The organism is Paenibacillus sp. FSL H8-0168, assembly GCF_038592955.1.
GTDB lineage: Bacteria > Bacillota > Bacilli > Paenibacillales > Paenibacillaceae > Paenibacillus > Paenibacillus polymyxa_B.
In genome coordinates this window covers 152,441-174,449 of the sequence record NZ_CP151948.1, presented here as the reverse complement: position 1 = coordinate 174,449, position 22,009 = coordinate 152,441, and the positions used below count along the sequence as shown (strand labels likewise).

The window sequence follows — 22,009 nt, the reverse complement described above, 5'->3', positions numbered from 1 at the left end:
GATGACGTACAATATCCGTCCCATACCTAAAACTATATTCGCTCCTGCAAAAAGAAAATCCTGCTCTTATACATAATTGTGGAATATTCTTTCATAATCAGGAAGCATGGGATAAAAAAAGACCTCCCTGAGGAGGTCTTACAAGCCATAGCATTAACCTTGAAGCTGCAATGCTGCCTTTACAAATTCACGGAACAAAGGCTGTGGACGATTCGGACGGGAAGTAAATTCTGGATGGAATTGTACCGCCAGGAACCACGGATGCTCAGGGAGCTCCACAATTTCCACCAAGCGTCCATCCGGTGAAGTACCGGAAATACGAAGACCCGCTTTTTCAATAACTTCACGATATTCGTTATTGAATTCGTACCGATGACGGTGTCTTTCGTACACCAGCTCGTCGTTGTAGCAAGCCGAAGCCAGGGAACCTTCCACCAGTTTGCATGGATACAAGCCAAGACGCATCGTACCGCCCAAATCTTCGATGTCTTTTTGGTCAGGAAGCAAATCGATGACAGGATAATCAGTAGCCGGGTTAATTTCCGAGCTGTTGGCTCCTTCGAGACCAGCCAGAGAACGGGCAACCTCAATGACAGATACCTGCATACCCAGACAAATGCCGAAGAACGGAATTTTTTGCTCCCGTGCATAACGAATGGTACTAATTTTGCCTTCAATTCCGCGATCGCCGAAGCCACCCGGTACGAGAATGCCGCCAATGCCGCCCAGCATGTCAGCTACGTTCTCGTCCGTCACTTCTTCAGCGTTCACCCAACGGATTTTCACGTCTGCATTCGCATCAAATCCAGCGTGAGAAAGCGATTCAACCACACTTAAGTACGCATCATGTAACGCAACATATTTACCAACAATGGCAATCTCAACCGTTTTATCCAGCTTGCTGATTCGATCAACTAACCCTTCCCATTCGGCCATATCTGGTGCAGGTGTTGTCAGCTTGAGGTGGTTAACTACGATTTCGTCCAAGCCTTCTTCACGCAGGTTCAACGGAACCTCGTAGAGGGTTGAAGCATCGCGGCATTCTACCACTGCATTCGCATCAATATCGCAGAACAATGCAATTTTAGCCTTCATATCGGAGGACAGTTCATGCTCTGTACGGCAAACAATGACATTCGGTTGGATACCGATACTGCGCAGTTCTTTTACACTGTGCTGAGTTGGTTTGGTTTTAACCTCACCAGCAGCTTTAATATAAGGAATGAGTGTTACGTGAATGTACATCACATTCTCGCGTCCAACTTCGCTTTTGAGCTGACGAATAGCTTCCAAAAATGGCAAGCTTTCAATATCGCCCACAGTACCGCCGATTTCTGTAATAATTACGTCCGAACCTGCTTCACGGCCTGCACGGTACACGCGTTCCTTGATTTCGTTCGTAATATGAGGGATAACCTGCACCGTACCGCCCAAATATTCTCCGCGACGCTCTTTGCTGATTACGCTGGAATATACCTTGCCTGTTGTGACATTGCTGTTCTTGGACAGATTAATATCAATAAAGCGCTCATAGTGTCCCAAGTCAAGGTCCGTTTCCGCACCATCATCCGTTACAAACACTTCACCGTGCTGGTAAGGACTCATCGTACCCGGATCGACATTCAGGTAAGGATCAAATTTTTGAATCGTTACCTTCAGTCCCCTGTTCTTCAAAAGCCTCCCCAGTGAAGCTGCCGTAATCCCTTTGCCCAAGGAAGACACAACCCCGCCTGTCACAAAAATATACTTTGTCACTGTTCAAAACCCTCCTAGATAAGATGCAAAATTCAGGCGACATTATGATGTTATCGTAACCCGTTTGCACGGATTATCATCCATGAAGAAGGCAGCGGAATCATTTTCCATGTCCGCCGCCCTTAGCCCTCTTTCATGAGTGAAAACACCCCTATAAAAAACAAAAAAGCACTCCCGTAGTACGGGGCACTTTTATACAAAAAGCAAACATATAAGTGAATCAATCATAAGCCCAAGCAATAGTTTACCCCGTGTCCAATCCGCTGTCAAGGAAGTTATCCGTGTTAATTTGTCCATTGAACCAGATTGGAGAGAATCCACCTGAAAGCTTTAAATCAGAAGGGGTTTTCAAGAAAACGGTCATGAAAAAGGGGAGAACGCATCTCCCCTTGCAGCCTGTTCCTAACGAAGCGAATCGTCGTCTTCCGTCGACTCATCATCATTTTCATCTTCTGAATCTTCCTCATCACTGAGGTCTTCATCGTCTATAACCACGTCTTCATCACTATCATCATCATCATCTTCTCCGTCGAACAGCTCATCTTCGCCATCCTCGTCTTCGCTATCTGCATCGAAGTCGTCATCAGAGTTGTATGTTTCTTCTTCCTCATGATAGTCATCTTCATCGTCATCGTCTTCGTCGTTAATAATACGAGGACGCTTGGCGCCTGTCAGGGCATCTTCGGATTTATCTACCGGATACCAACGTTTCAAGCCCCACAGATTCGTACCGACACAGGCAAAACGCCCGTCAATGTTGATTTCAGTATATAGCTGAGCAATAACGTCATTAATTTCTTCGTCGGAAAAGCCACGCAATTTGGCGACTTCCTTCATCAGGTCACGGTAATAATACGGAGTATTGGCTGCTTTCAATACCATAAATGCCAAATCCACCATTGGAGTCTCGTGGACTTTCTCCGGGTCAATCTTCAAGTTGAGTGGGGTACTCACCTAGGGACACTTCCTCTCACACGTAATTCACAAGAACATGTTTCAGAGCATACACGATACATGCAATACTAACATATCCATTATCAAAACTAAGTAAAACCTATTTGGAAGCAAATTGCAAGTTAAAGATGGGCATCGTCATAATTTCCAGGAATATCCCTCTAAACAAGACGGCATATATAAAAAGACGGGGTCCCCCCCGTCTTCGACTGTACCCGCTCCGGGAGAACCCCCCAAAGTTGTTGCACAAGAGCTTATGCCCTCCATGTATCGTATGTGTCCACAGCCACTTTGACACGACAAGCAGGCCTATTTCCATAAAAAAGGGGCAGGTTTCCCATGCCGCAGTTGACGCTTGCTCATACAATACCTCAGCATGGCTCATCGGAGGGGGACCGTCTCAAATGGACTATCCGGATTTTTTGCAGCGTTTGCATGAGGGTATTTCGGAGCCGTCCGGCAGTGGACGGAACAAACAGATCATCACGTTCGATAAGCCTCACCAATACCGGGAATGCCTGTCCTATCTCAGGAAGCTGAAACCCGAGCTTGCGGGATTACGGCAAGTACAACCGGCCCGACTAATCCGTGCTTTAATCGCTCCGCTTTCAGGGGGAGACAGGCTGGGCAAATATCACAACGGTGTCACCGTTGAAGAAGATACCCGCATGAAGGTCCACGCTGAAACTGCTCATATACCAAAAGCAGAAAAGAACCTTTCCATGCCATGGGGAGTCAAACAGGTACGTGCATACAAGGCTTGGCCTTCCTCGACAGGGAATCGGGTCAGAATCGGTGTGATCGACACAGGAGCGGATTTTCAACATCCTGATCTTCGTCATTCTCTCGCCAGAGGTATTAATTTGCTTAACCGAACCATGCTACCCTATGACGATAACGGCCATGGTACTCATATTGCTGGAACTATCGCGGCGTCCAACTATGACGAAGGTATGGTCGGCGTAGCACCACGGGCTTTAATTCATCCCGTAAAAGCATTTGATCATAATGGAGCCGCCTACGTCTCCGATATCATCCTTGGTATCGACTGGTGTGTATTAAATCGTGTCGATATCATCAATATGAGCTTTGGTATGAAGTCGCGCAGCAAGGCACTACTTGATATGGTGAATAAAGCATATCATAACGGCATTGTGATTGTAGCGTCCTCGGGAAATGAGGGCAAGCGCCGAAGTATTGACTATCCAGCCCGCTATTCTCAGACGATTTCAGTGGGGGCTACCGACAAATATAGACGCATCGCGCCTTTCAGCAACCGGGGGCAATTTGTAGACGTGTACGCACCTGGCGAAAAGATCACATCCTCCTGGATCCATGGCAAGCATCACGAAATGAGCGGTACCTCTATGGCTACTTCCCATGTGACCGGAAGCATCGCACTTCTCCTTTCACTGAGGCCGGAACTGGGGCCTGGAGAAATCAAGGCGTTGCTTAAGCGTACCGCCACACCGCTCCGTCTGCGTAAAAGCGCCGGACGGAGCTCTATCTCGACCAAACTTGGAGAAGTCGATGCCTTCCGATTGATGCAGGAGGGCACAAAGTGAATGAAATTGTGATGCTAAACCTCTAGTGTAGCGCCCGGCTCCAGAGAGTGAACTTTTCTGGCAGGACCTTCACATCCACTATTTCCTTCTCTTATCAACTCATCTCGTACCAGGTCGGTCTGCAGCTTCGGCGCATGAACGAGTACAACCTGTTTGCTAGGCAGCTCCTTCAGCATTTGCCGCACATCTGATAATCCCTGATGCACCTTATAAATCAAATGCCGAGCTACACAGCTGTTATTTTCATCCGCACGTTCCAACAGATGTTTGCCAAAAGAACCCTGTGGAGCATGTCCGGTCAATATAACACTGTTGCTAATGCTTTCTCCGCTATCTTCACCCTCCCCCATGTTGCGGTTATCCGAAAGATACTGATAGTACCAACGCGCCTGTGGGGAATCCATCATGCCGTCTCTTGTTATGATAATAGCCGTTGGGTTCTGCTCCAGCAGACTCACTCGTTCCGCAGCATCACGAGGCACGAAGACCCTGTCACTGTTTAGCACATGTTTTATTCGCGCCGGGGCTTCTGGACGCAGCCATTCTTTCCAGCGGTTTAACTGTTTCAATCCCTGCCATATGTCATGCTCTACAATCATTGCCTGTTCAGGGAATTGCTCGCTAGCCCATACGATCATGTCCTGTCCTCTGCCAAAGGCAGGCACCGGCAATAACACATGACCTCCAGACCATAATATCCGCTCCATCTCGACCCTCAGCCGCTCCAGCTTAACAGGCTGCGGGTCTATATCCATGCCATAGGCATTGTCCATAATGGATATGTCCGCTAGATTGGGCTCTGACTTCCATTCAGGTAGGTCATGCAGCCCCTCCCCAACACCCAAGTCTGGCGCATCGGCAGCAAGAAGCTCAGATTCGCGGCTGTAATCTCCAGAAAAAAACAACCGCTTCCCTTCCATTTCTACCACATACCACACTGCACCAGCCAAATGTCCACTGCGTCCCCACATGATTCTCACACCCGGACAAGCCCCAAGCCATTCTCCTGCTGGCGCTTCATCTTCTAGATAGCGATAAGCAATGGATTGGATATCCTGTTCGTCGTATGGCAAGTCGGCTCCTCTCGATTCAACATAAGTATGCCAGGAGCGAAAATAGGAGCCTAACTGCTCAGCGGTGGCTTTGGTCGTCCAGACCTCCCCCTGGTATCCATACTTGTACAGCAAGGGGAGCGCCATGGAATGATCCTCATGTGCATGTGACAGCAATACAGTGGTCAGTCTCTCCGCATTTTGCGGCGGAAAAACCGGATATTGTCCGGTTCCTTCCTTTTTCACGCCACAATCCAGCATGACGCGATGCTGCGTTCCTTCAAAAACATAGCAGGAGCGGCCATGTTCGCCCGCTCCTCCCCAAATCCTAAGCTTGGTCATGATCATTTCCACTTTCTTTGCGAGTTTAAGCTTTCGATTAAGATCAGCAGCAGTGTGGTCATTCCGACCGATATGACGGCCATCGCCATCCCAAGTGACACCTGTCCCTGCTCAAATTGTGCAAATATGTAGGTTGCAGACGTCTGAACAGATGGCGGCAAAATCAGCAACGATCCTACCAGCTCGCGTGAAGCAATCGTAAATGTCATCATCCAACCAGCGAGCATTCCCGGTACAATCAGCGGCAGCACAATCCGGCGGAATATGTAAGACGGTCTTCCGCCAAATACCTGTCCCGCCTGAAAAAGGCCCGTGTCCACCTGCGTAAAGGCGCTTTTGACATACTGCACCGTATAAGGAACAAACAAGATAACATACGTCAGAATGACCATGCCGTATGTGTTATACAAAGGGATCGGCATCCACGGCGAGTTCCACCATAAAATCAGGCCGACCACCATAACAATTCCCGGCACCGTATTCGGAAGCAAGCTAAATGCATCAACCGTCCGTTGGATTCTCGTGCGTGAGCCGCCAATGACAAGCGCAAACCAAGTGCCCAGCGCCACAGCAAGCGTCGATGCGCCCAAAGAGAGAAACACGCTGTTCAGGAGCGCCTCCATGCTCTCTGATCCCCAAGACAGCAGTTCCTTGTAAGAGTCGAGCGTCAAATTATCCCAGGCAAGCCCAATTCCCCTCAGCTTCATCGTCGAGGCTGAAAGAATTGAAAAATAAGGAATGCCAATGGACGCAATGAGCAACAATAGAATGAATGCAACACTCAGCCCCGTAGTCCAGCCGGATATACGAAAACGGGACGGACGCGAACCTTTACCACCTACCAGCCTGTACGTAAACTTTCGGTTGATCACCGATTGCGCATACCACATGAGCAGGCAGGCGGTTAACAGCACCGAAGCCATTGACGTCGCTTTGCCAAAATCAATGGGCCAGCTGGAAATATATTTGTGAATTTCCGAAGTCATGACCTCATACCCGATACGTCGCCCAAAGGTAGCGGGGGTGCCAAACTCGGCAATCGTTTTAACGAAAATGAGCAACGCACCCATTCCGTAAGCTGAAAGCAGCAGCGGTAAAATGATTCGACGGAACCTGTACAGAAAGCCGCCGCCCATTACGGCTCCCGCCTCTTCCAGGCTCCCGCCAATCCTCACCAGCGCCCCGCGCAGCAGCAGATACAGGAATGGAAACAGATGCAGACTCATAATCATCACCATGCCACCAAGACTAAAGAAGGACGGCGTTAAGAAATGCAGGTCCGGGAACAATTGCTCCAGATATCCGTTTTTTTGCATAAACAAAATCCAGCCCATGGACCCGATATAGGGCGGGGTCATAAACGGAATCAGAAGAACAACATCCAACCAGCGCCAGTGTGCAAGACGAGTGTTGGACATGATCCAGGCTAGCGGAAGTGCAAGTACCGTCGTTCCTGCAATCACACAGATGCCTAGCCAAATCGAGCTGAACAGCACTCCCGCAAATGGTGAAGCAGCTAACGTTCGAAAAGGTGCATCCCATTGAAATTTTTCATCAACATATACACTTTGGATAAAGATTTGCAGCAACGGCATCACAATTAGGAAAAGAAGCGCGATTAGAGCCAGCGTCAAACACCACGCTCTGATGTTTTTAACGGATAAGCCTCCCATCGGCTTATTTGAACATTTGCGTGAACTTCTCCGTCACGTCTGATCCGTGCTCACCCATCCACTCCCAATTGGTTTTCAGCAATGGAATCTCGTCAAGGTTGGCACGCTTGTCGGCTTTGACATCCGTGCGGCCCGGGAGTAAGGAGGCATCAGCTACTAGTTTCTGTGCCTCGTCCGACAACAGATAGTCAATGAATGCCTTCGCATTCTGCTCATGCTGCGTTGATTTGAGAATTGCGGCAGGACGTGGGCTGATGACTGTCCCCTCTGTCGGATAGACGATATCAATCGGCTCACCTTTGGCTTTAGCCTTGTAGGTCATGTAATCGACCGCAGCGACGACTACACCTTTAGCTCCGGTAATCACGGGGTCCAGCGCTTCCTGATTGGCACCAGCCATAGCAACACCGTTAGCCTTGTACTGCTCGAACAACGTCCAGCCTCCATCGCCCTTGACGCTCAGATAGCCAGTCATAAAATCCAACGCTGAGCCGGACAGGGATGGATCGGGAATATTAACCTGATCCTTGTACTCAGGCTTCGCCAAATCAGCCCATGAAGTTGGTGGTGTTTTCACCAGCTTCGTGTTATACGCAATGCCCAGAGCAGAAGCACTGGTACTGAAGTAGTTGCCTTCCTTATCGGACCAGTCTGGATTTAGCTTGTCTGCGTTCTTGGCATCCGGGTAAGGCAGCGTAAGTCCTTCCTTTTTCAGGCCTTGTACAGATGGAAGCGATGCCAGCACAACCACGTCCGCTACCGGATTCGTCTTCTCGGCTTCCATACGGGCCAAAATTTTTCCTGTCGTTCCCTGGAACAGCTCTACCTTAACTCCGCTCTGCGCCTCATACCCTGCTACCAGCTTTTTCGCCAGTCCATCCGGGCCTGCGCTGTAGACCACCAGCTTCTGATCGGTGGATGCCGCCTCAGCTTGTCCTGCTGATCCAGTAGCTGGCGCCCCATCCTTGGATGGCGTTGCTGTTCCGCAACCCGCCACAGTGAGTCCAAAAGTCAAGGTTAATGCGAGCATCGTCCCTTTTTTCCATCCTGTACGAAAAACATGCCTATTCATCATCTTATATATACCCCTTTTCCCTATGCTTCAAGTTGGTGGATGTGTTGCGGTGATACCCAAATGTGCATTTGCTGACCTATGGGCAAGCGGATGGAATGATATGCAGTCCATTGCTCGCCGTTCTCGGCTAGTATACGAATTTCATAACGATCTCCGACATAGCTGACATGCAGAATCTCTACTGTAAAAGCATGCTGATCCGCTTGCTCCTGTTCCCAACGCACATGTTCAGGACGAAATAGTGTCCGTTCCGGCTCCAGCCAGTTGGATTTTCCAATAAACCTCGCCACCTCTGGATGAGCTGGGCAACCGTAGATCACCTCCGGTGTTCCGGTCTGCAAAATATGCCCACTTTTCATAACAACCACTTCATCAGACATGGACATGGCCTCGATCTGATCATGGGTGACATATAGGGCGGTCAGCCCCAGATCGCGCACAAGCGATAGCATCTCAATGCGCATCTCCTCCCGTAGCACCGCATCCAGCGCACTGAGCGGCTCGTCGAACAAAACAAGTCGAGGCCGGATAGCAACCGCTCTTGCAAAGGCAACCCGCTGCTGCTGACCACCAGACAGCTGATGAGGATACCGATCCTCCATCCCTGACAATCTGACCATGTCGAGCGCCTCCAGCACCACGGTCCGCAGTTCCTTGTCTCGAGCGCTGGCGAACCCTTTCCCGCGCTTGCCCGCACGCAGGCCGAAGGCCACATTTTCAAACACCGTCATATGCGGCCACAACGCGAAATCCTGAAAGACCATGCCAAAGTGGCGGAGATGGGCGGGAATATCCTTTTTGCGTTCTGCCGAAAAAAGAATTTCCTCTCCCATCGTGATTGTGCCGGTATCCGGTGTCTCCAGACCAGCAATCAAGCGCAAGAGCGTTGTTTTCCCACAGCCGGACGGTCCGAGCAGTGTTGTGAATTTGCCCCGTCGTACTACCAGATTCGTCTCATGCAGCGCTGTTATTTGGCTGAAGGTTTTACTTAATCCGTGAATATATAGATCCTGATTCATCGCATTACCTGCCTGTTCTTCTGACTGACCCCAGTGTAAAACTTGAATTCGCAACCTGTGTTATTGGAAAGTTAAAACAAAATTAATTATTTCAATGAATTGTGTTAACACTCATAGATTTAATCTATATAGAGGGGATTGATGCTGCTACCCATAGAAATAAGGTGATTGTTCGATTAACCTGAAAGCGAGGCATTCTAAGTGAACTTAAGTCTTCTAAAGTTACATATTGTAGAGCTGCTAAATAAGCACCATAAAATCACCACAGTCGCCGAGCTTCTTGGCCTGAAGCAACCCACCGTTACTTTTCATATGAAAAATCTGGAGCGTGAATTCGGAGTAAAGCTGTTTGACACACGTATGGGCAAAATCATCCTGACGGATGCCGGAAATGCACTGTTGCACTATGCCAGCAAAATTAATGCACTGGCTGCTGAAGCTGAGCGAGTCGTCCGCGAGTTCGATACGCTCCAGCGGGGAAGTATACGTATTGGCGCAAGCTATGTACCCGCTACCTACTTGCTTCCTGCTGTGCTGCACCGCTTTGCCCGTGAGCATCCGGGCATTCACATCGCCTTGTCTGTGAAAACAGCGCCCGTGGTCAAAGACATGCTCGCTCGCCACGAAATTGACCTCGGCATCATTTCGACAGAGCCGTTTCAATCCCCAACGCTACTCTCAGAACCCTTGGGCGAAGATGAACTGATGCTCATCTGCTCACCCACTCATCCGCTCGCCAACGAAACCGATTTGACGCCCGAGCTGATCGCTTCTTCCTCCTTCGTATTACATGGCAAGGAATCCAGCACACGCCATGTGACCGACAAATGGCTGGAACGTGGGAGTCGGCGGCTTCCTTCCTATCTGGAGCTGGATTCATTGGAAGCCATCAAACAGGCGGTTATGCTGGGAGAACACATCTCCTTTGTCTCTCGCATTGCCGTTCAGTCAGAGGTTGAGCGGGGCTTACTGGTTGTAAGACCTATTCCGGGGCAGTCTGTTGAGCGGTACATCTATATGGTCAGCAACAAAGACCGCCATCGCTCGGCGCTCATTCACAGATTCACCGAATATTTATCATGGAACCAAGATTAAATCTTACCTGTCATATAGAAATTATGTAATTTTTTAACCGGAGTACCCTCTTGCTTTGACATACGACTGACAATACACCCGTAAAGTGTAGCGTGTAACCTATTCGGACGAACAGGAGAGGATGAAATGAAAACAGGCCTTCGTATCACCAAATTGATGTCGGTAGTAACTCTAAGTGCAGTGCTGCTCGTAACAGGATGGAAAGGAGCAGAACCGGTACAAGCCGCCGCCAATGCCACACCAAGCTATGAGGTGAAGCTACTACTGGATACGGCTCAGGTCCTCAATGCGGATGGCTCATTAAAAAGTGGCCTCGTGAACGAGTTTCAAATTAGCAACGATGCACAAAGATTGAGCGTCGAGTATTTTGATACAAATTCATTGCAATTGAATGACGAGGGCTGGAACGTGAGATTTCGCAAAAAAGAGGACAAAAAAAATTATGAATTAACCTACAAAAAGCGCTATACGGTCACAAATGGAAATATTGACGCGGCGCTCACCCAAGCGAATAAAGAAGGGTTCAGCGCATCTGATGATAATTATGAGGCTGAGGTGGATTGGGGATACAGCAAGCAAACACTAAGCTTTTCCAATGATAAAAAAACAAACGCCTCCAAAGGATTGGCTCTGCCTTCCCCAGATCAAGCATTAAAGCAATTGCAGGATAATCTTCCGGGCAAGCTGCAAAACTGGAAAAACAGCAATTGGGGCAAACAAACCTTGGCAGACTCCAGAGTACGCGGTCCTGTACAGGTCAGTAAATACGAGGGTAGCTTTCAGGGATTGGATACCGACGTTGAAATATGGCCTATTCGCAGCGCAAACGGATCAGGTACAGAGCATATTATCGAAATCTCCTTCAAAACCTCGGATTACAGTGTTGCCGCCAGCAACCGCACCAAGCTGATGAACCTGCTGCAATCCAAAGGATGGCTGGTTCCCGCCGATTCCCTGAAAACGAATTTGGTACTGGAACGCTACTAAGCTAATCCAACATAAAAAGGAACCGAAGCGCCACCCTGTTGAGGGTGATACGAACGGTTCCTTTTATTATTAATAAATATGACTACAAGGTCATGATGTTAAAGTTGCTTGCTTACATACGTTCTGGTGCAGACACGCCCACCAGCTTCAGTACGTTGGCAATGGTCGTGCGCACCGCACCAAACAACGCCAAGCGTGCCTGCGTTTGAGCGGCATCCTCTGTGATAACGCGCTCTGCCTTATAGTAGCTGTGGAACAATGAAGCCAGCTCGTAGACATAGCGAATCATACGGTGTGGTGCAAAGTTTGCAGCCGCTACCGATACTTCTTCCGGCAGCTCGCCGATTTTGCGGAGCAGATCGTATTCATGTTCAGCCGTCAGCTTGGACAAGTCAACTTCTGCCAACGGCAGCACAGCAATACCTTGCTCTTCGGCTTGACGATATACGCTGCATGCACGTGCGTGTGCATATTGTACGTAGAATACCGGATTCTCATTGGAGGTCGAAATCGCCAAATCCATGTCAAAATCCAGGTGCGAATCCATGCTGCGCATAGTGAAGAAGTAACGGATCGCGTCTACACCCACTTCTTCCATCAGATCTTCCATCGTCACGGCCTTGCCGGTACGTTTGGACATTTTTACTTTTTCCCCGTTTTGGAACAAGCTGACCATTTGGGCAATCAGCACTTTAAGCTTATCTGGATCATTGCCCAGTGCTTCCATTGCTGCCTTCATCCGTGGAATGTAGCCGTGGTGATCCGCTCCCCAGATGTTGATGATCGTGTCATACCCACGAGCATATTTATCGCGATGGTAAGCGATATCTGGGGTCAGGTACGTATATGTACCGTCATTTTTGATCAAGACACGGTCTTTATCGTCGCCGTACTTGGTCGTATTCAGCCATGTAGCTCCGTCCTTCTCGTAAATCTCCTCACGGTCACGCAGCTCATTCAGCGCTTTAAGCACTTCACCGTTTTCATACAGTGACGTTTCGCTGAACCAGGAGTCAAAAGGTACACGGAACAGCTCCAGATCGCGCTTAATCTTGTTCAGTTCCTTTTCCAGACCGTAGTCACGGAAATAAGCTGCGCGATCTCCCGGTTCCATGGACAACAGAGAATCGCCCTTTTCGGCCACCAGTTCCTTGGCAAACCCGATGATATCCTCACCATGGTAACCATCCTCCGGCATCTCCGCAGGCTGTCCCAGCTCCTGCAAATAACGCGCTTCAATAGAGCGGCTCATGTTGTAAATCTGGTTGCCCGCATCATTAATGTAGTATTCACGAGTTACTTTGTATCCGGCAAAATCAAGCACGTTGCAGAGAGCATCCCCTACGGCTGCACCACGTGCATGACCTAAGTGAAGGCTACCTGTCGGATTGGCGCTGACAAACTCGATTTGTACCTTTTTGCCTGCACCTTCCTGTATACGCCCGTAATCTGCCCCCTGCTCCTGCACTTGTCCAATGACTGCATACAGGTAGCTCTTGTTCAGGCGAAAGTTAATAAAGCCCGGTCCAGCGATTTCCGCACTTTCAATAGAAGCGGAAGCTAAATCCATATTCGCGATCAAATCTTCAGCGATTTGCCGTGGGTTCTTCTTCGCAATGCGGGTGAGCTGCATCGCAGCGTTGGTAGCCAAATCACCGTGTGACTTGTCCTTTGGCACCTCCAGCGTAATGGTCGGCAGCTCTTCGCGGCTCACGATTCCGGTAGCCAGCACCGCCGCCTCGATTGCTGAAGTCACCTTTTGATTAATAAGTTCCAGTGGATTGCTTGTCATGATTATTGCTCCTCCTGTATATGCAAACTGATGGCAAAATGCCCCGAGAAATCCTCAAATACGTACAGATCATAGGTCCAGCTCACATGTCCGGTGAAACCATCCATCCGAATATCGAGCTTCTGCGTATGCGCAGACATGTTCAGGTTTAAATAAGGCGAGCGGTAAAATCCAGGCAACCTGCGTCCCAGCGCAAACGACTGCTCTGATTGTACCTCACCGTGACGAATCAGCTTTAGCTCATCCGATCCGATTTTGACTGTGTTCCGTGTCGTACCGCCCTCAGGACTTTCTTGCGGCTCATCGTACCTTATATATAGATGCTTCCCACGCACGATCGCTTCTCCGGGAAGTTCCTGTACCACATCTTCTCCGTCATGGTGACTATGAAGACGGATTCGGACCTTTGCATTATGTGGCATGTACTCAAACTCCATTCTATTGCTATCCTACTGTACTACTATATCCAGTTCCCGATTGCAATTCAAATGAGTTTTTACAAAAAGATGCTTTCATCCAAAAAATTCAGCTACCTTAAGTCAGCTCCATCGGAGGCTTGGCTAAAACTTTCGATGAATCGAGAGGCTAGAGAAGACATGTATTTATCCTTCAGCCAGACAGCCGCCACACGCGTATGCAATTCCTCACACATAATTTCCTTAACGATTAATTGGTTATTGCTTCCGAGTGACAACGCAGACCGCGAAATCATACCGATCCCCAGCCCTTCATTAGCCCAGTGAAGCGTGGTGCGAGCATCGTCGTTTTTGCAAAAGAAATTCGGCTCAAAGCCATGCTTCATACAGGTATCGTGGATCAATTGTTCAAAGCGGCGATATACGATGAGTGGCCTGTCCTTCAACTCAGACAATGAAATGGTCTTCTGTTCGGGGTTCCAGTCATATTCTTCTGTCATCACTGCTATCATCGGCTCAGTGGACGCATATCTACACCCTAAATCGGTAGTATTAAAAGGGGTTCTGACGATACCGACCTCGACAATTCCTTTTTTCAAAAGATCGAGAATCATGAACGTATTTCCCTCATGAATTTCAAATTTTACACCCGCATAGGTTTTATGAAATTCGGAAAGCCTGTCTTTCATCAGCGTTGCCCCAGAGGAGGAGACAGTTCCAATGGTGAGCGTACCCTTCATCCCCATGGCAAAATCGTTTATCTCTCTTGTCGTGGCATCTGTCAGCTCCAATATCTGCTTGGCCCTGTTCTGTAAAATGATGCCGGCCTCCGTCAATTGGATGCTTCGTGAGCCTCGATGCACGAGCTTTACGCCAAGCTCTTCCTCTAGCTGCATGAGCTGCTGACTTAAGGGAGGCTGCGCGATTTGCAGCTTTTTGGCTGCCGCTGTAATCTGTCCGGCCTCTGCGATCGCCAAAAAATACTTGAGATGTCTCAATTCCATCATTTTGGACCTCCGGTACTGATATATGTAAAACCTATACCTCTAATATATATTAAATATTATTCATATGGTTTCGGATATGCCATAATCAAATTCAGTTATGCTATTGCGGCATGAGGCTAGATACATTATTCAGGTTAGGTGATGGTTTATTTGCTGAAATTTGCTGTTTTTTTGAAACCCTATAAAAAGGAAACGATTCTTGGGCCTCTGTTTAAACTAATTGAGGCCATCTTGGAACTATTGCTGCCTACTATGGTCGCTTTAATGATCAATCATGGCGTAGGTAAAGGAGACACCCACTATGTTTGGCAGATGGGTCTTTTGATGTTACTCATGACTATACTGGGCTTTGGCAGTTCATTAGTGTGTCAGTTTTACGCAGCTCGTGCCTCTCAAGGATTCGGAACTACGCTGCGCAATACGATGTTTAAGCATATTTCTTCGTTTTCTTATGCTGATCTCGATAAATTCGGTACACCCTCGCTCATCAACCGGATTACGAATGATGTCAATCAGCTGCAAACAGCTGTAGCGATGTTGATTCGTTTGGTCATTCGTGCTCCTTTTATTTGTATCGGGGCGATTATCATGTCCATGATTCTGGACTTCCGCCTTGCTTTGGTGCTGTTGGCGGCTACACCGATTCTGGCTTTGATTCTGTATGTAGTCATTACGAAGGCTTCTCCACTGTATCGTCGGTATCAAAAAAAATTGGATAAAATCGCCCTGGTGCTAAGCGAAAATCTTACAGGCGTACGGGTCATACGCGCATTTGCCAAAAGAGAAGCTGAACGAGTTAAATTCAACACTGCTTCAGATGACCTGACTCAGACCGCTATTCGTGTCGGACGTATTTCTGCTTTGCTAAGCCCTGCCACCTTGCTGGTGGTAAACGGAGCTATTATTGCAATCCTGTGGATCGGCGGCATCCATATCCAATATGGATCTCTTACACAAGGGGAGATTATTGCCTTTATTAATTACATTACGCAAATTTTACTGGCTCTGATTGTGGTAACCAATTTAATTATTTTGTTCACCAAAGCTGCCACTTCAGCAGCGCGTATTCAGGAGGTCCTAGACACGCAAGCTTCGATTTCCGACACTGCTGCTACTTCTAAATCTATAGACAGGGAGGGAACAAGTGAGCATGGCGCTGTACCAGCCATCTCTTTTGATCATGTTTCCTTTGGATACAATACGACAGGGCAACTGGAAATTAGCGATGTAGTGGTAAACATCTATCCCGGTGAAACGGTCGGCATCATCGGAGGAACAGGTTCGGGGAAATCCACCTTTGTGAATCTCATTCCCCGCTTCTATGATGCAGTAGAGGGTCGTATAGAAGTTGATGGCATTGACGTACGGCAGTATAAGCTTGAGCAATTGCGGCAGAAAATCGGCATTGTTCCTCAGAAGGCGCTGCTGTTCACTGGAACTATAGCGGATAACATTCGATGGGGGCATGAACACGCCACCGATGAGGAAGTCGCTCAAGCCGCAGCGATTGCGCAAGCGGATGAGTTCATTTCCAACTTGCCGGAGAAATTCGATGCTCCGATCACCCGAGGGGGGCTTAACCTGTCGGGAGGACAAAAGCAGCGACTTACCATTGCCAGAGCTATTGTCGGCAATCCGCAAATTCTCATTTTGGATGACTCCTCAAGCGCACTTGATTTTGCAACTGACGCCGCCCTCCGTAAATCGCTACGGGAAAATAGCACCAGCATGACCGTCCTGTTGGTCTCGCAACGAGTAAGCAGCGTACAGCATGCTGATAAAATCATTGTGTTTGATGAGGGGCGAATTGTCGGTATCGGCACACATGAACAGTTGATGAGCAGCTCAGATGTATATCAGGAAATTAATCATTCCCAGCTCTCAACACAGGAGGTAGACCAATGAGTGGCAAGGAAACCTGGAGAAGATTGTTAACCTATGTGGGTCAATATAAAACAACAACATGTTGGGTCATCGTCAGTGCGGTTCTCAGCGTGCTTGCCAGTCTGATCGGACCCTACATGATTGGTCAAGCTATCGACCACATGGTGGATAAGGGAGTAGTAGATTTTAAAGGTATTGCGCAGATTCTAGCTGGATTAGGCATTGTATATGTTGTAGGCAGTCTATTTAGCTGGCTGCTCACGTATTTGACGAACCGCATTGCTTTTCAGACCGTAAATGATATGCGGCGGGAGTTATTTGATCATTTTAATATCCTTCCGTTAAGCTTTCATGACACTCATCCACAAGGAGACAGCATTAGTCGTTTTGTGAACGATATGGATGCTGTGTCGGATGGATTACTGCAAGGCTTTTCCACATTGATTACCGGGATTATTACGATTATAGGCTCCATTGCACTCATGCTGTATATCAGTCCGATCATGACGTTGGTCGTATTAGTATCTGCCCCGATCACATACGGTGTAGCACGGTTCATTACTACAAGGTCACAGCGTATGTTCCGCGAACAGGCCAAAATTTTAGGAAGCCTGAACGGTTATGTGGAAGAAATGATCGGCGGGCAACGGGTAGTTACCGCTTTTCATTATGAAAACCGCTCACTTGAGGAATTTTCCGCCAGAAACGAACAATTGTATCAAGCCGGGGTGAAATCGCAGTTTTACGGATCACTGTCCAACCCCTCTACCCGATTGGTGAACAACATGACCTTTTCAGTCACCGCCATGATTGGCTGTATCTCCATTATTTTGGGTGGGATCTCGATAGGCGGATTGTCGAGCTTTCTGATTTATACCAATTTGTTCGCCAAGCCTTTTAATGAAATTACGGGTGTGCTGACCCAGTTCCAGGCAGCTACGGCTTCTGCTCAGCGCATATTTGCTATTTTGGACTCACCGCCAGAGCAGCCGGAAAAATCGAACGCCGTACAGCTGGAGCGCAGCAAAGGCACGATTCTTTTTGATCATGTCAAATTCTCCTACAACCCGGAACGTACGCTCATTACGAACTTTAGTTTGGAGGTAAAGCCAGGCACTCGTGTGGCCATTGTCGGGCAGACCGGAGCTGGCAAAACCACACTCGTCAATCTGCTCATGCGATTTTACGATGTGGACAGCGGCTCGATATCCATCGATGGGGTGAATATCAACGACATGAGCCGAGACAGCCTACGGACTAACTTTGGTATGGTGCTTCAAGATACATGGCTGTTCAGCGGGACCATTCGGGACAATATCGCTTACGGGAAGCCAGAGGCCACGGATGAAGAAGTCATCGCGGCTGCAACAGCTGCCAATGCGCATAGCTTCATCAAGCGACTGCCTCATGGCTACGATACGGTCATCAGCGGGTCAGGCGACAGCCTGTCGCAAGGCCAAAAACAGCTGCTTACCATCGCGAGGGTGATCCTGGTCGATCCACCTATGCTGATCCTGGATGAAGCGACCAGCAGCATAGACACCCTGACAGAAGCGCGTATCCAAAAAGCATTTATGAAAATGATTGCCGGACGCACCAGCTTTGTGATCGCCCACAGACTATCGACCATCCGCGAAGCGGATTTGATTTTATACATGAAAAACGGCGATGTCGTCGAAAGTGGTACCCATGAGGGACTTCTTGCCAGCGGCGGCCATTATGCCTCGCTCTATAACAGCCAGTTCACTATGGACTAGCAGGCGTATCGGGTACGGTCGCAGGTGAATTTAAACGCGATTTGGCTGAACGTATCATTCAGCACCTGAGGGCTACACACGAGGAAAAAATGCCTTTGAAACAGACCGTTCCTCTCCTGATCAATTCCACTATCCTGCCCAATATCTGAACAACGAAAAAAGGAGCCATAATAAGTTTGGCTCCTTTTTTTGAAGTACCTCTTATTAGTTCGCTTGCGTACTCGTTTAGTGTTGATCGTACTTTTAAATGGCTGACATAGTGGGGTATAAGGAGGTGTCCGAGGATGTGGAAAGATGTTTCAAGGCGTGGCAACTAAATATTTGGAAATCAAGTTGAACAAATGCTTATTTCAGCGTACCAAAATCTAAACATATAACAGTTCGAAAGGCTTCTGGGTTACATAAAAACAAGACTTTAACAAAGTCAATATCAATCCCATATCTTAGGGCGGTCTATTCCCATTGTTCTCATATAGTTTAACAACTGACCTGTGTGAACAGATTCGTGGTAAGCAATGCGTAATAACATTCCCCCAAGTGTTTTAACATAACCACCTGTGTCAGAAAGGTCTATTTCTATATTTTCTAAGTCGTTTATACTAATTGTTTTAACATATCTCAAGAATTCCTCACGATAAGGCTGTGCAAATTCAAGTTCATCATCTACTGATGTGAATTTTTTTGCTTCAAAGGGATTAAACAAATTAGATAGTGCTTTACTACCTCTCCCTATAAGAACTTGGTGAAAGAGAAACTCACCTTGTAATAAATGTCTGATCATTTCAGCACAAGTAAGAGCATCTTCATCAGGCTTCCAATTTAACATTTCTTTAGGTATAGCTTTCCATACTTTTATACTTCTACATCTAATTTCTTCAAAATTTAAAATCATTAAATCAACTGAATTCATCAAAGCTCCACCCCTTTGCTTCTATTCGTAGATAAATTATACCAAATTTATTTCAACAAGAATATGCTCTTATATATAACGCAAAAACAACAAAGTTTACGAAAACAACCTAGAGAAAACAAATAGAAACCACGATGAATAGCGGTTTGAAAAAATACGCTCTCATATTATATAATATAAACACGAACAAACGTTTCTGTTTCATCTAAACCTTATGGTTTGTGCATAGCCAACACCTATGCATGGGTTTCACTTGGGAGGCTGAATATGGATATTAATGAATTTCAAAAGTGGGTCAAGCAATATTATCAGGAGAGAAACTGGTCGGATTTGGATATCTTCGTCCGAATTGGTTTCTTGGCAGAGGAAACCGGGGAGGTTGCGAGAGCTATTCGCGCCCTGGAGATCGGCAGAGACCGGCCTGATGAGCTCGATGGTTCATTCGAGGAGAACAAGGAACATTTAACCGAAGAACTTGGAGACGTACTGGGTAATCTCATCGTGATCGCCAACAAGTATGACATCACCTTAGAGGATATATTCCGAACACACCAGCAAAAACTTGCAAAAAGATATACATAAAGGAGAATCTCATATGAAAAGCATTGCTGTTTTTTGCGGTTCCAGTAATGGAGCGTCTGAGATTTATCGAGAGCATGCTGTTGCTCTGGGCAAGGCACTTGCCGAACAGGAAATAAGCCTGGTTTATGGAGGAGCAAGTGTTGGTTTAATGGGTGCAGTGGCTGACGCGGCACTTCATGCAGGAGGTCGCGTCATCGGTGTGCTCCCTCACTTTTTGCAAAGCCGTGAAATTGCACATAATGGCCTGAGCGAATTAATCATTGTTGATTCCATGCACGAACGAAAATCTAAAATGGCAGAGATTGCGGACGGATTCATTGTTTTACCAGGTGGCCCAGGTACAATGGAAGAATACTTTGAAATTTTCACATGGGCGCAATTAGGCTTGCATGAAAAGCCATGCGGTCTTTTAAATATTAACCATTATTACGATCCTCTTATTTCCTTGTTTGATCGTATGGCTGAGGAGCAATTTATGCAGGAAAAATATCGTGCGATGGTAATTACGGACACTACTCCGGAAGGAATCCTGCGGCAATTTACCAACTACACTCCTCCTGCCGTCAAAACATATCTCACGAGCAAACGGACCTGACATTAGGAATGGCACATACTGTTCAACAGACATACCAATTAATTTAATAGTTATAAAAGGAACACCACCGTCAACGTTATTCCAGTGGTGTTCCTGTAAAATTGAGGAGAATTGCAGGCTTTTATTCTCCCCAATCGTCACGTTCACTTTTACACCTGCATTTAATTATGTAGTCATCCAATGAATGATGTCACGCCTAACGAGAACCCCAATTTTAAATCCCAGCGCCCGTAGCGGTTGGATGGTCCATTTGCTCACTTTCCTGAAAATCACGTCGATACAACCAGCCGATCAAGACAGCAATGGTCGTCATAACCGCAGCCAACAAATACACCTGCACCATACCGAAACGGTCTGCATACCAGCCCATGAATAACAAGGACAGGCCGAAAGCGAGATTGGTCAGCACATCAATTCCCGCCATGACTTTGGGCAGCTGGGCTGCCGGTGCACTGGTTTGCAGCAAGGTGCGGCGAATAATCCCCGCCATTTGAACAGGTAAGCCTGATATAGCAAAAAGAATAAGCGCAGCAACGGGAATTGTATTCAGCGCAAATACAATTGTAATCAGTACATACACCAGCAACGCTCCGAGCATGTATAAAAAGCTGTTCTTTTGCAATCGCTTGACCAAGCCAACGACGATCAATCCACCCAAAATCGTGCCCGAGAAAAAGGACGCATTCATAAAGCCCCACCAGCTCGCATCCCGATGCAGCACTTGGCTGACGTAGGCCAAAATAAATACCCCAAGCCAGGAGACTCCCCCGATACTATCCACGCTATCGACGATCATCAGAGAACGAATACGACGGTTGTGCCAAATGATTTTCCAGCCTTCCCCAAGCTCTTTCCAATGAGAGCCTTTTTCCTTTCCCTTTGCAGGTTCTACTAGATTTGTCGAGGAATCCGAAGCTTCAAGGCTTAATTCCTTCTGATCCAGCGGATCACGAATGAAAGACGTGACAGTTACAGCCACCAGATAACAACAGGATGCAATCACAAGCGTATTCAGGGAACCCAGCCAAGCCACAATAATTCCGCTCAACGCCCAGCCTGCACACCTGACCACCTGATCACTGACCGCTACCATGCCGTTGGCACGCATTAGTCCTTCCCCCGTAGCCAAACGGGGTACAAGCGCATTACGCGCAGGATTTGTCCAGCCATCTAGAAAAGACATACCGAACACCATCACAAAAATAAACAGAAACGACCTTTGCTCAGGTACGATCCACAAATAAAGCAGCAGAAGCGTAAAGATGACAAACTGTCCAAACTGGGAAAATAGCAACACTCGTGTCAGCCGAAATCGACCGAGGACTATTGGTGCAACGAGCCCACTAAGCACTTGAGCAGACAATCGGAACAACGGAATTAAAATAGTCGTCATTAAGGAATTACTTGAACTGAACACCAATACCACTACACTCAACATGTAGATGATATCTGCTACATTGGAGATCGTCTGAGACCCCCACAGGTAATAAAAAGAGCGTCTGATCAAAAAAGTTTCCCCCTCTTTGGTACATCGCCGATTTATGTATTT

18 protein-coding genes are annotated in these 22,009 nt (G+C 47.6%); 7 read left to right on the top strand and 11 right to left on the bottom strand.

The features are described from left to right. Positions 1–153: 153 nt before the first annotated feature. Together MHI21_RS00720 and rpoE are read right to left on the bottom strand one after the other, a co-directional pair. On the bottom strand, positions 154–1,755 hold the full coding sequence (locus MHI21_RS00720) for a CTP synthase (protein WP_342419205.1): 1,602 nt from the start codon (positions 1,753–1,755) through the stop codon (positions 154–156). Positions 1,756–2,157: 402 nt separating this feature from the next. Further along, complete coding sequence (rpoE, locus tag MHI21_RS00715) at positions 2,158–2,709, bottom strand: DNA-directed RNA polymerase subunit delta (RefSeq protein WP_342419204.1); 552 nt, start codon at positions 2,707–2,709, stop codon at positions 2,158–2,160. 404 nt (positions 2,710–3,113) lie between these two features. Between rpoE and MHI21_RS00710 the strand changes: the two genes are divergently transcribed. Further along, a complete protein-coding gene (locus MHI21_RS00710) occupies positions 3,114–4,274 on the top strand; it encodes a S8 family peptidase (RefSeq protein WP_165179799.1) in 1,161 nt (386 codons plus the stop codon). Between the two features lie 14 nt (positions 4,275–4,288). Here MHI21_RS00710 and MHI21_RS00705 read toward each other — a convergent pair whose 3' ends face one another. The 4 genes from MHI21_RS00705 to MHI21_RS00690 are packed head-to-tail and all read right to left on the bottom strand — an operon-like array spanning position 4,289 to position 9,435. After that, positions 4,289–5,674 carry an MBL fold metallo-hydrolase gene (locus MHI21_RS00705; RefSeq protein ID WP_342419203.1) on the bottom strand — a complete coding sequence of 462 codons (1,386 nt, stop codon included), beginning with the start codon at positions 5,672–5,674 and terminating at the stop codon, positions 4,289–4,291. Next, positions 5,671–7,341: an iron ABC transporter permease gene (locus MHI21_RS00700; protein WP_342419202.1), complete on the bottom strand. Its 1,671-nt coding sequence runs from the start codon at positions 7,339–7,341 to the stop codon at positions 5,671–5,673. The genes MHI21_RS00705 and MHI21_RS00700 overlap by 4 nt, the downstream gene beginning before the upstream one ends. A gap of 4 nt (positions 7,342–7,345) precedes the next feature. Further along, complete coding sequence (locus MHI21_RS00695; RefSeq protein WP_342419201.1) at positions 7,346–8,416, bottom strand: ABC transporter substrate-binding protein; 1,071 nt, start codon at positions 8,414–8,416, stop codon at positions 7,346–7,348. A gap of 20 nt (positions 8,417–8,436) precedes the next feature. Beyond that, positions 8,437–9,435 carry an ABC transporter ATP-binding protein gene (locus MHI21_RS00690; protein ID WP_342419200.1) on the bottom strand — a complete coding sequence of 333 codons (999 nt, stop codon included), beginning with the start codon at positions 9,433–9,435 and terminating at the stop codon, positions 8,437–8,439. Positions 9,436–9,636: 201 nt separating this feature from the next. Between MHI21_RS00690 and MHI21_RS00685 the strand changes: the two genes are divergently transcribed. Both MHI21_RS00685 and MHI21_RS00680 read left to right on the top strand, forming a co-directional pair. Continuing rightward, the gene (locus tag MHI21_RS00685; protein WP_342419199.1) at positions 9,637–10,530 is read left to right on the top strand and encodes a LysR family transcriptional regulator; all 894 of its coding nucleotides are present in this window, start codon (positions 9,637–9,639) and stop codon (positions 10,528–10,530) included. Positions 10,531–10,656: 126 nt separating this feature from the next. Beyond that, positions 10,657–11,517 carry a hypothetical protein gene (locus tag MHI21_RS00680; protein WP_342419198.1) on the top strand — a complete coding sequence of 287 codons (861 nt, stop codon included), beginning with the start codon at positions 10,657–10,659 and terminating at the stop codon, positions 11,515–11,517. Positions 11,518–11,629: 112 nt separating this feature from the next. On the opposite strand, the gene argS is transcribed toward MHI21_RS00680, so the two are convergent. The 3 genes from argS to MHI21_RS00665 all read right to left on the bottom strand — a co-directional run bounded on the left by argS (position 11,630) and on the right by MHI21_RS00665 (position 14,729). Further along, positions 11,630–13,309 (bottom strand): arginine--tRNA ligase, encoded by a 1,680-nt coding sequence (gene argS / locus MHI21_RS00675; RefSeq protein ID WP_028542578.1) that lies wholly within the window; start codon positions 13,307–13,309, stop codon positions 11,630–11,632. Positions 13,310–13,311: 2 nt separating this feature from the next. Further along, complete coding sequence (locus MHI21_RS00670; RefSeq protein ID WP_081112515.1) at positions 13,312–13,746, bottom strand: DUF1934 domain-containing protein; 435 nt, start codon at positions 13,744–13,746, stop codon at positions 13,312–13,314. Between the two features lie 92 nt (positions 13,747–13,838). Next, positions 13,839–14,729, bottom strand: a complete 891-nt coding sequence (locus MHI21_RS00665; RefSeq protein ID WP_342420162.1) for a LysR family transcriptional regulator — start codon at positions 14,727–14,729, stop codon at positions 13,839–13,841. A gap of 153 nt (positions 14,730–14,882) precedes the next feature. Between MHI21_RS00665 and MHI21_RS00660 the strand changes: the two genes are divergently transcribed. Together MHI21_RS00660 and MHI21_RS00655 are read left to right on the top strand one after the other, a co-directional pair. Next, complete coding sequence (locus tag MHI21_RS00660; RefSeq protein WP_342419197.1) at positions 14,883–16,637, top strand: ABC transporter ATP-binding protein; 1,755 nt, start codon at positions 14,883–14,885, stop codon at positions 16,635–16,637. Next, positions 16,634–18,373 carry an ABC transporter ATP-binding protein gene (locus MHI21_RS00655; RefSeq protein WP_341162594.1) on the top strand — a complete coding sequence of 580 codons (1,740 nt, stop codon included), beginning with the start codon at positions 16,634–16,636 and terminating at the stop codon, positions 18,371–18,373. The genes MHI21_RS00660 and MHI21_RS00655 overlap by 4 nt, the downstream gene beginning before the upstream one ends. Positions 18,374–18,803: 430 nt before the next feature. On the opposite strand, the gene MHI21_RS00650 is transcribed toward MHI21_RS00655, so the two are convergent. Beyond that, a complete protein-coding gene (locus MHI21_RS00650; RefSeq protein ID WP_342419196.1) occupies positions 18,804–19,283 on the bottom strand; it encodes a DinB family protein in 480 nt (159 codons plus the stop codon). Between the two features lie 267 nt (positions 19,284–19,550). Here MHI21_RS00650 and MHI21_RS00645 point away from each other — a divergent pair, with 267 nt between their 5' ends. Together MHI21_RS00645 and MHI21_RS00640 are read left to right on the top strand one after the other, a co-directional pair. Continuing rightward, positions 19,551–19,865, top strand: coding sequence for a MazG-like family protein (locus MHI21_RS00645; RefSeq protein WP_342419195.1), 315 nt, complete (start codon positions 19,551–19,553; stop codon positions 19,863–19,865). Positions 19,866–19,878: 13 nt separating this feature from the next. Further along, positions 19,879–20,460 carry a TIGR00730 family Rossman fold protein gene (locus tag MHI21_RS00640; protein ID WP_342419194.1) on the top strand — a complete coding sequence of 194 codons (582 nt, stop codon included), beginning with the start codon at positions 19,879–19,881 and terminating at the stop codon, positions 20,458–20,460. A gap of 214 nt (positions 20,461–20,674) precedes the next feature. Here MHI21_RS00640 and MHI21_RS00635 read toward each other — a convergent pair whose 3' ends face one another. Further along, positions 20,675–21,967 (bottom strand): MFS transporter, encoded by a 1,293-nt coding sequence (locus MHI21_RS00635; protein WP_165179789.1) that lies wholly within the window; start codon positions 21,965–21,967, stop codon positions 20,675–20,677. Positions 21,968–22,009: the final 42 nt, after the last annotated feature.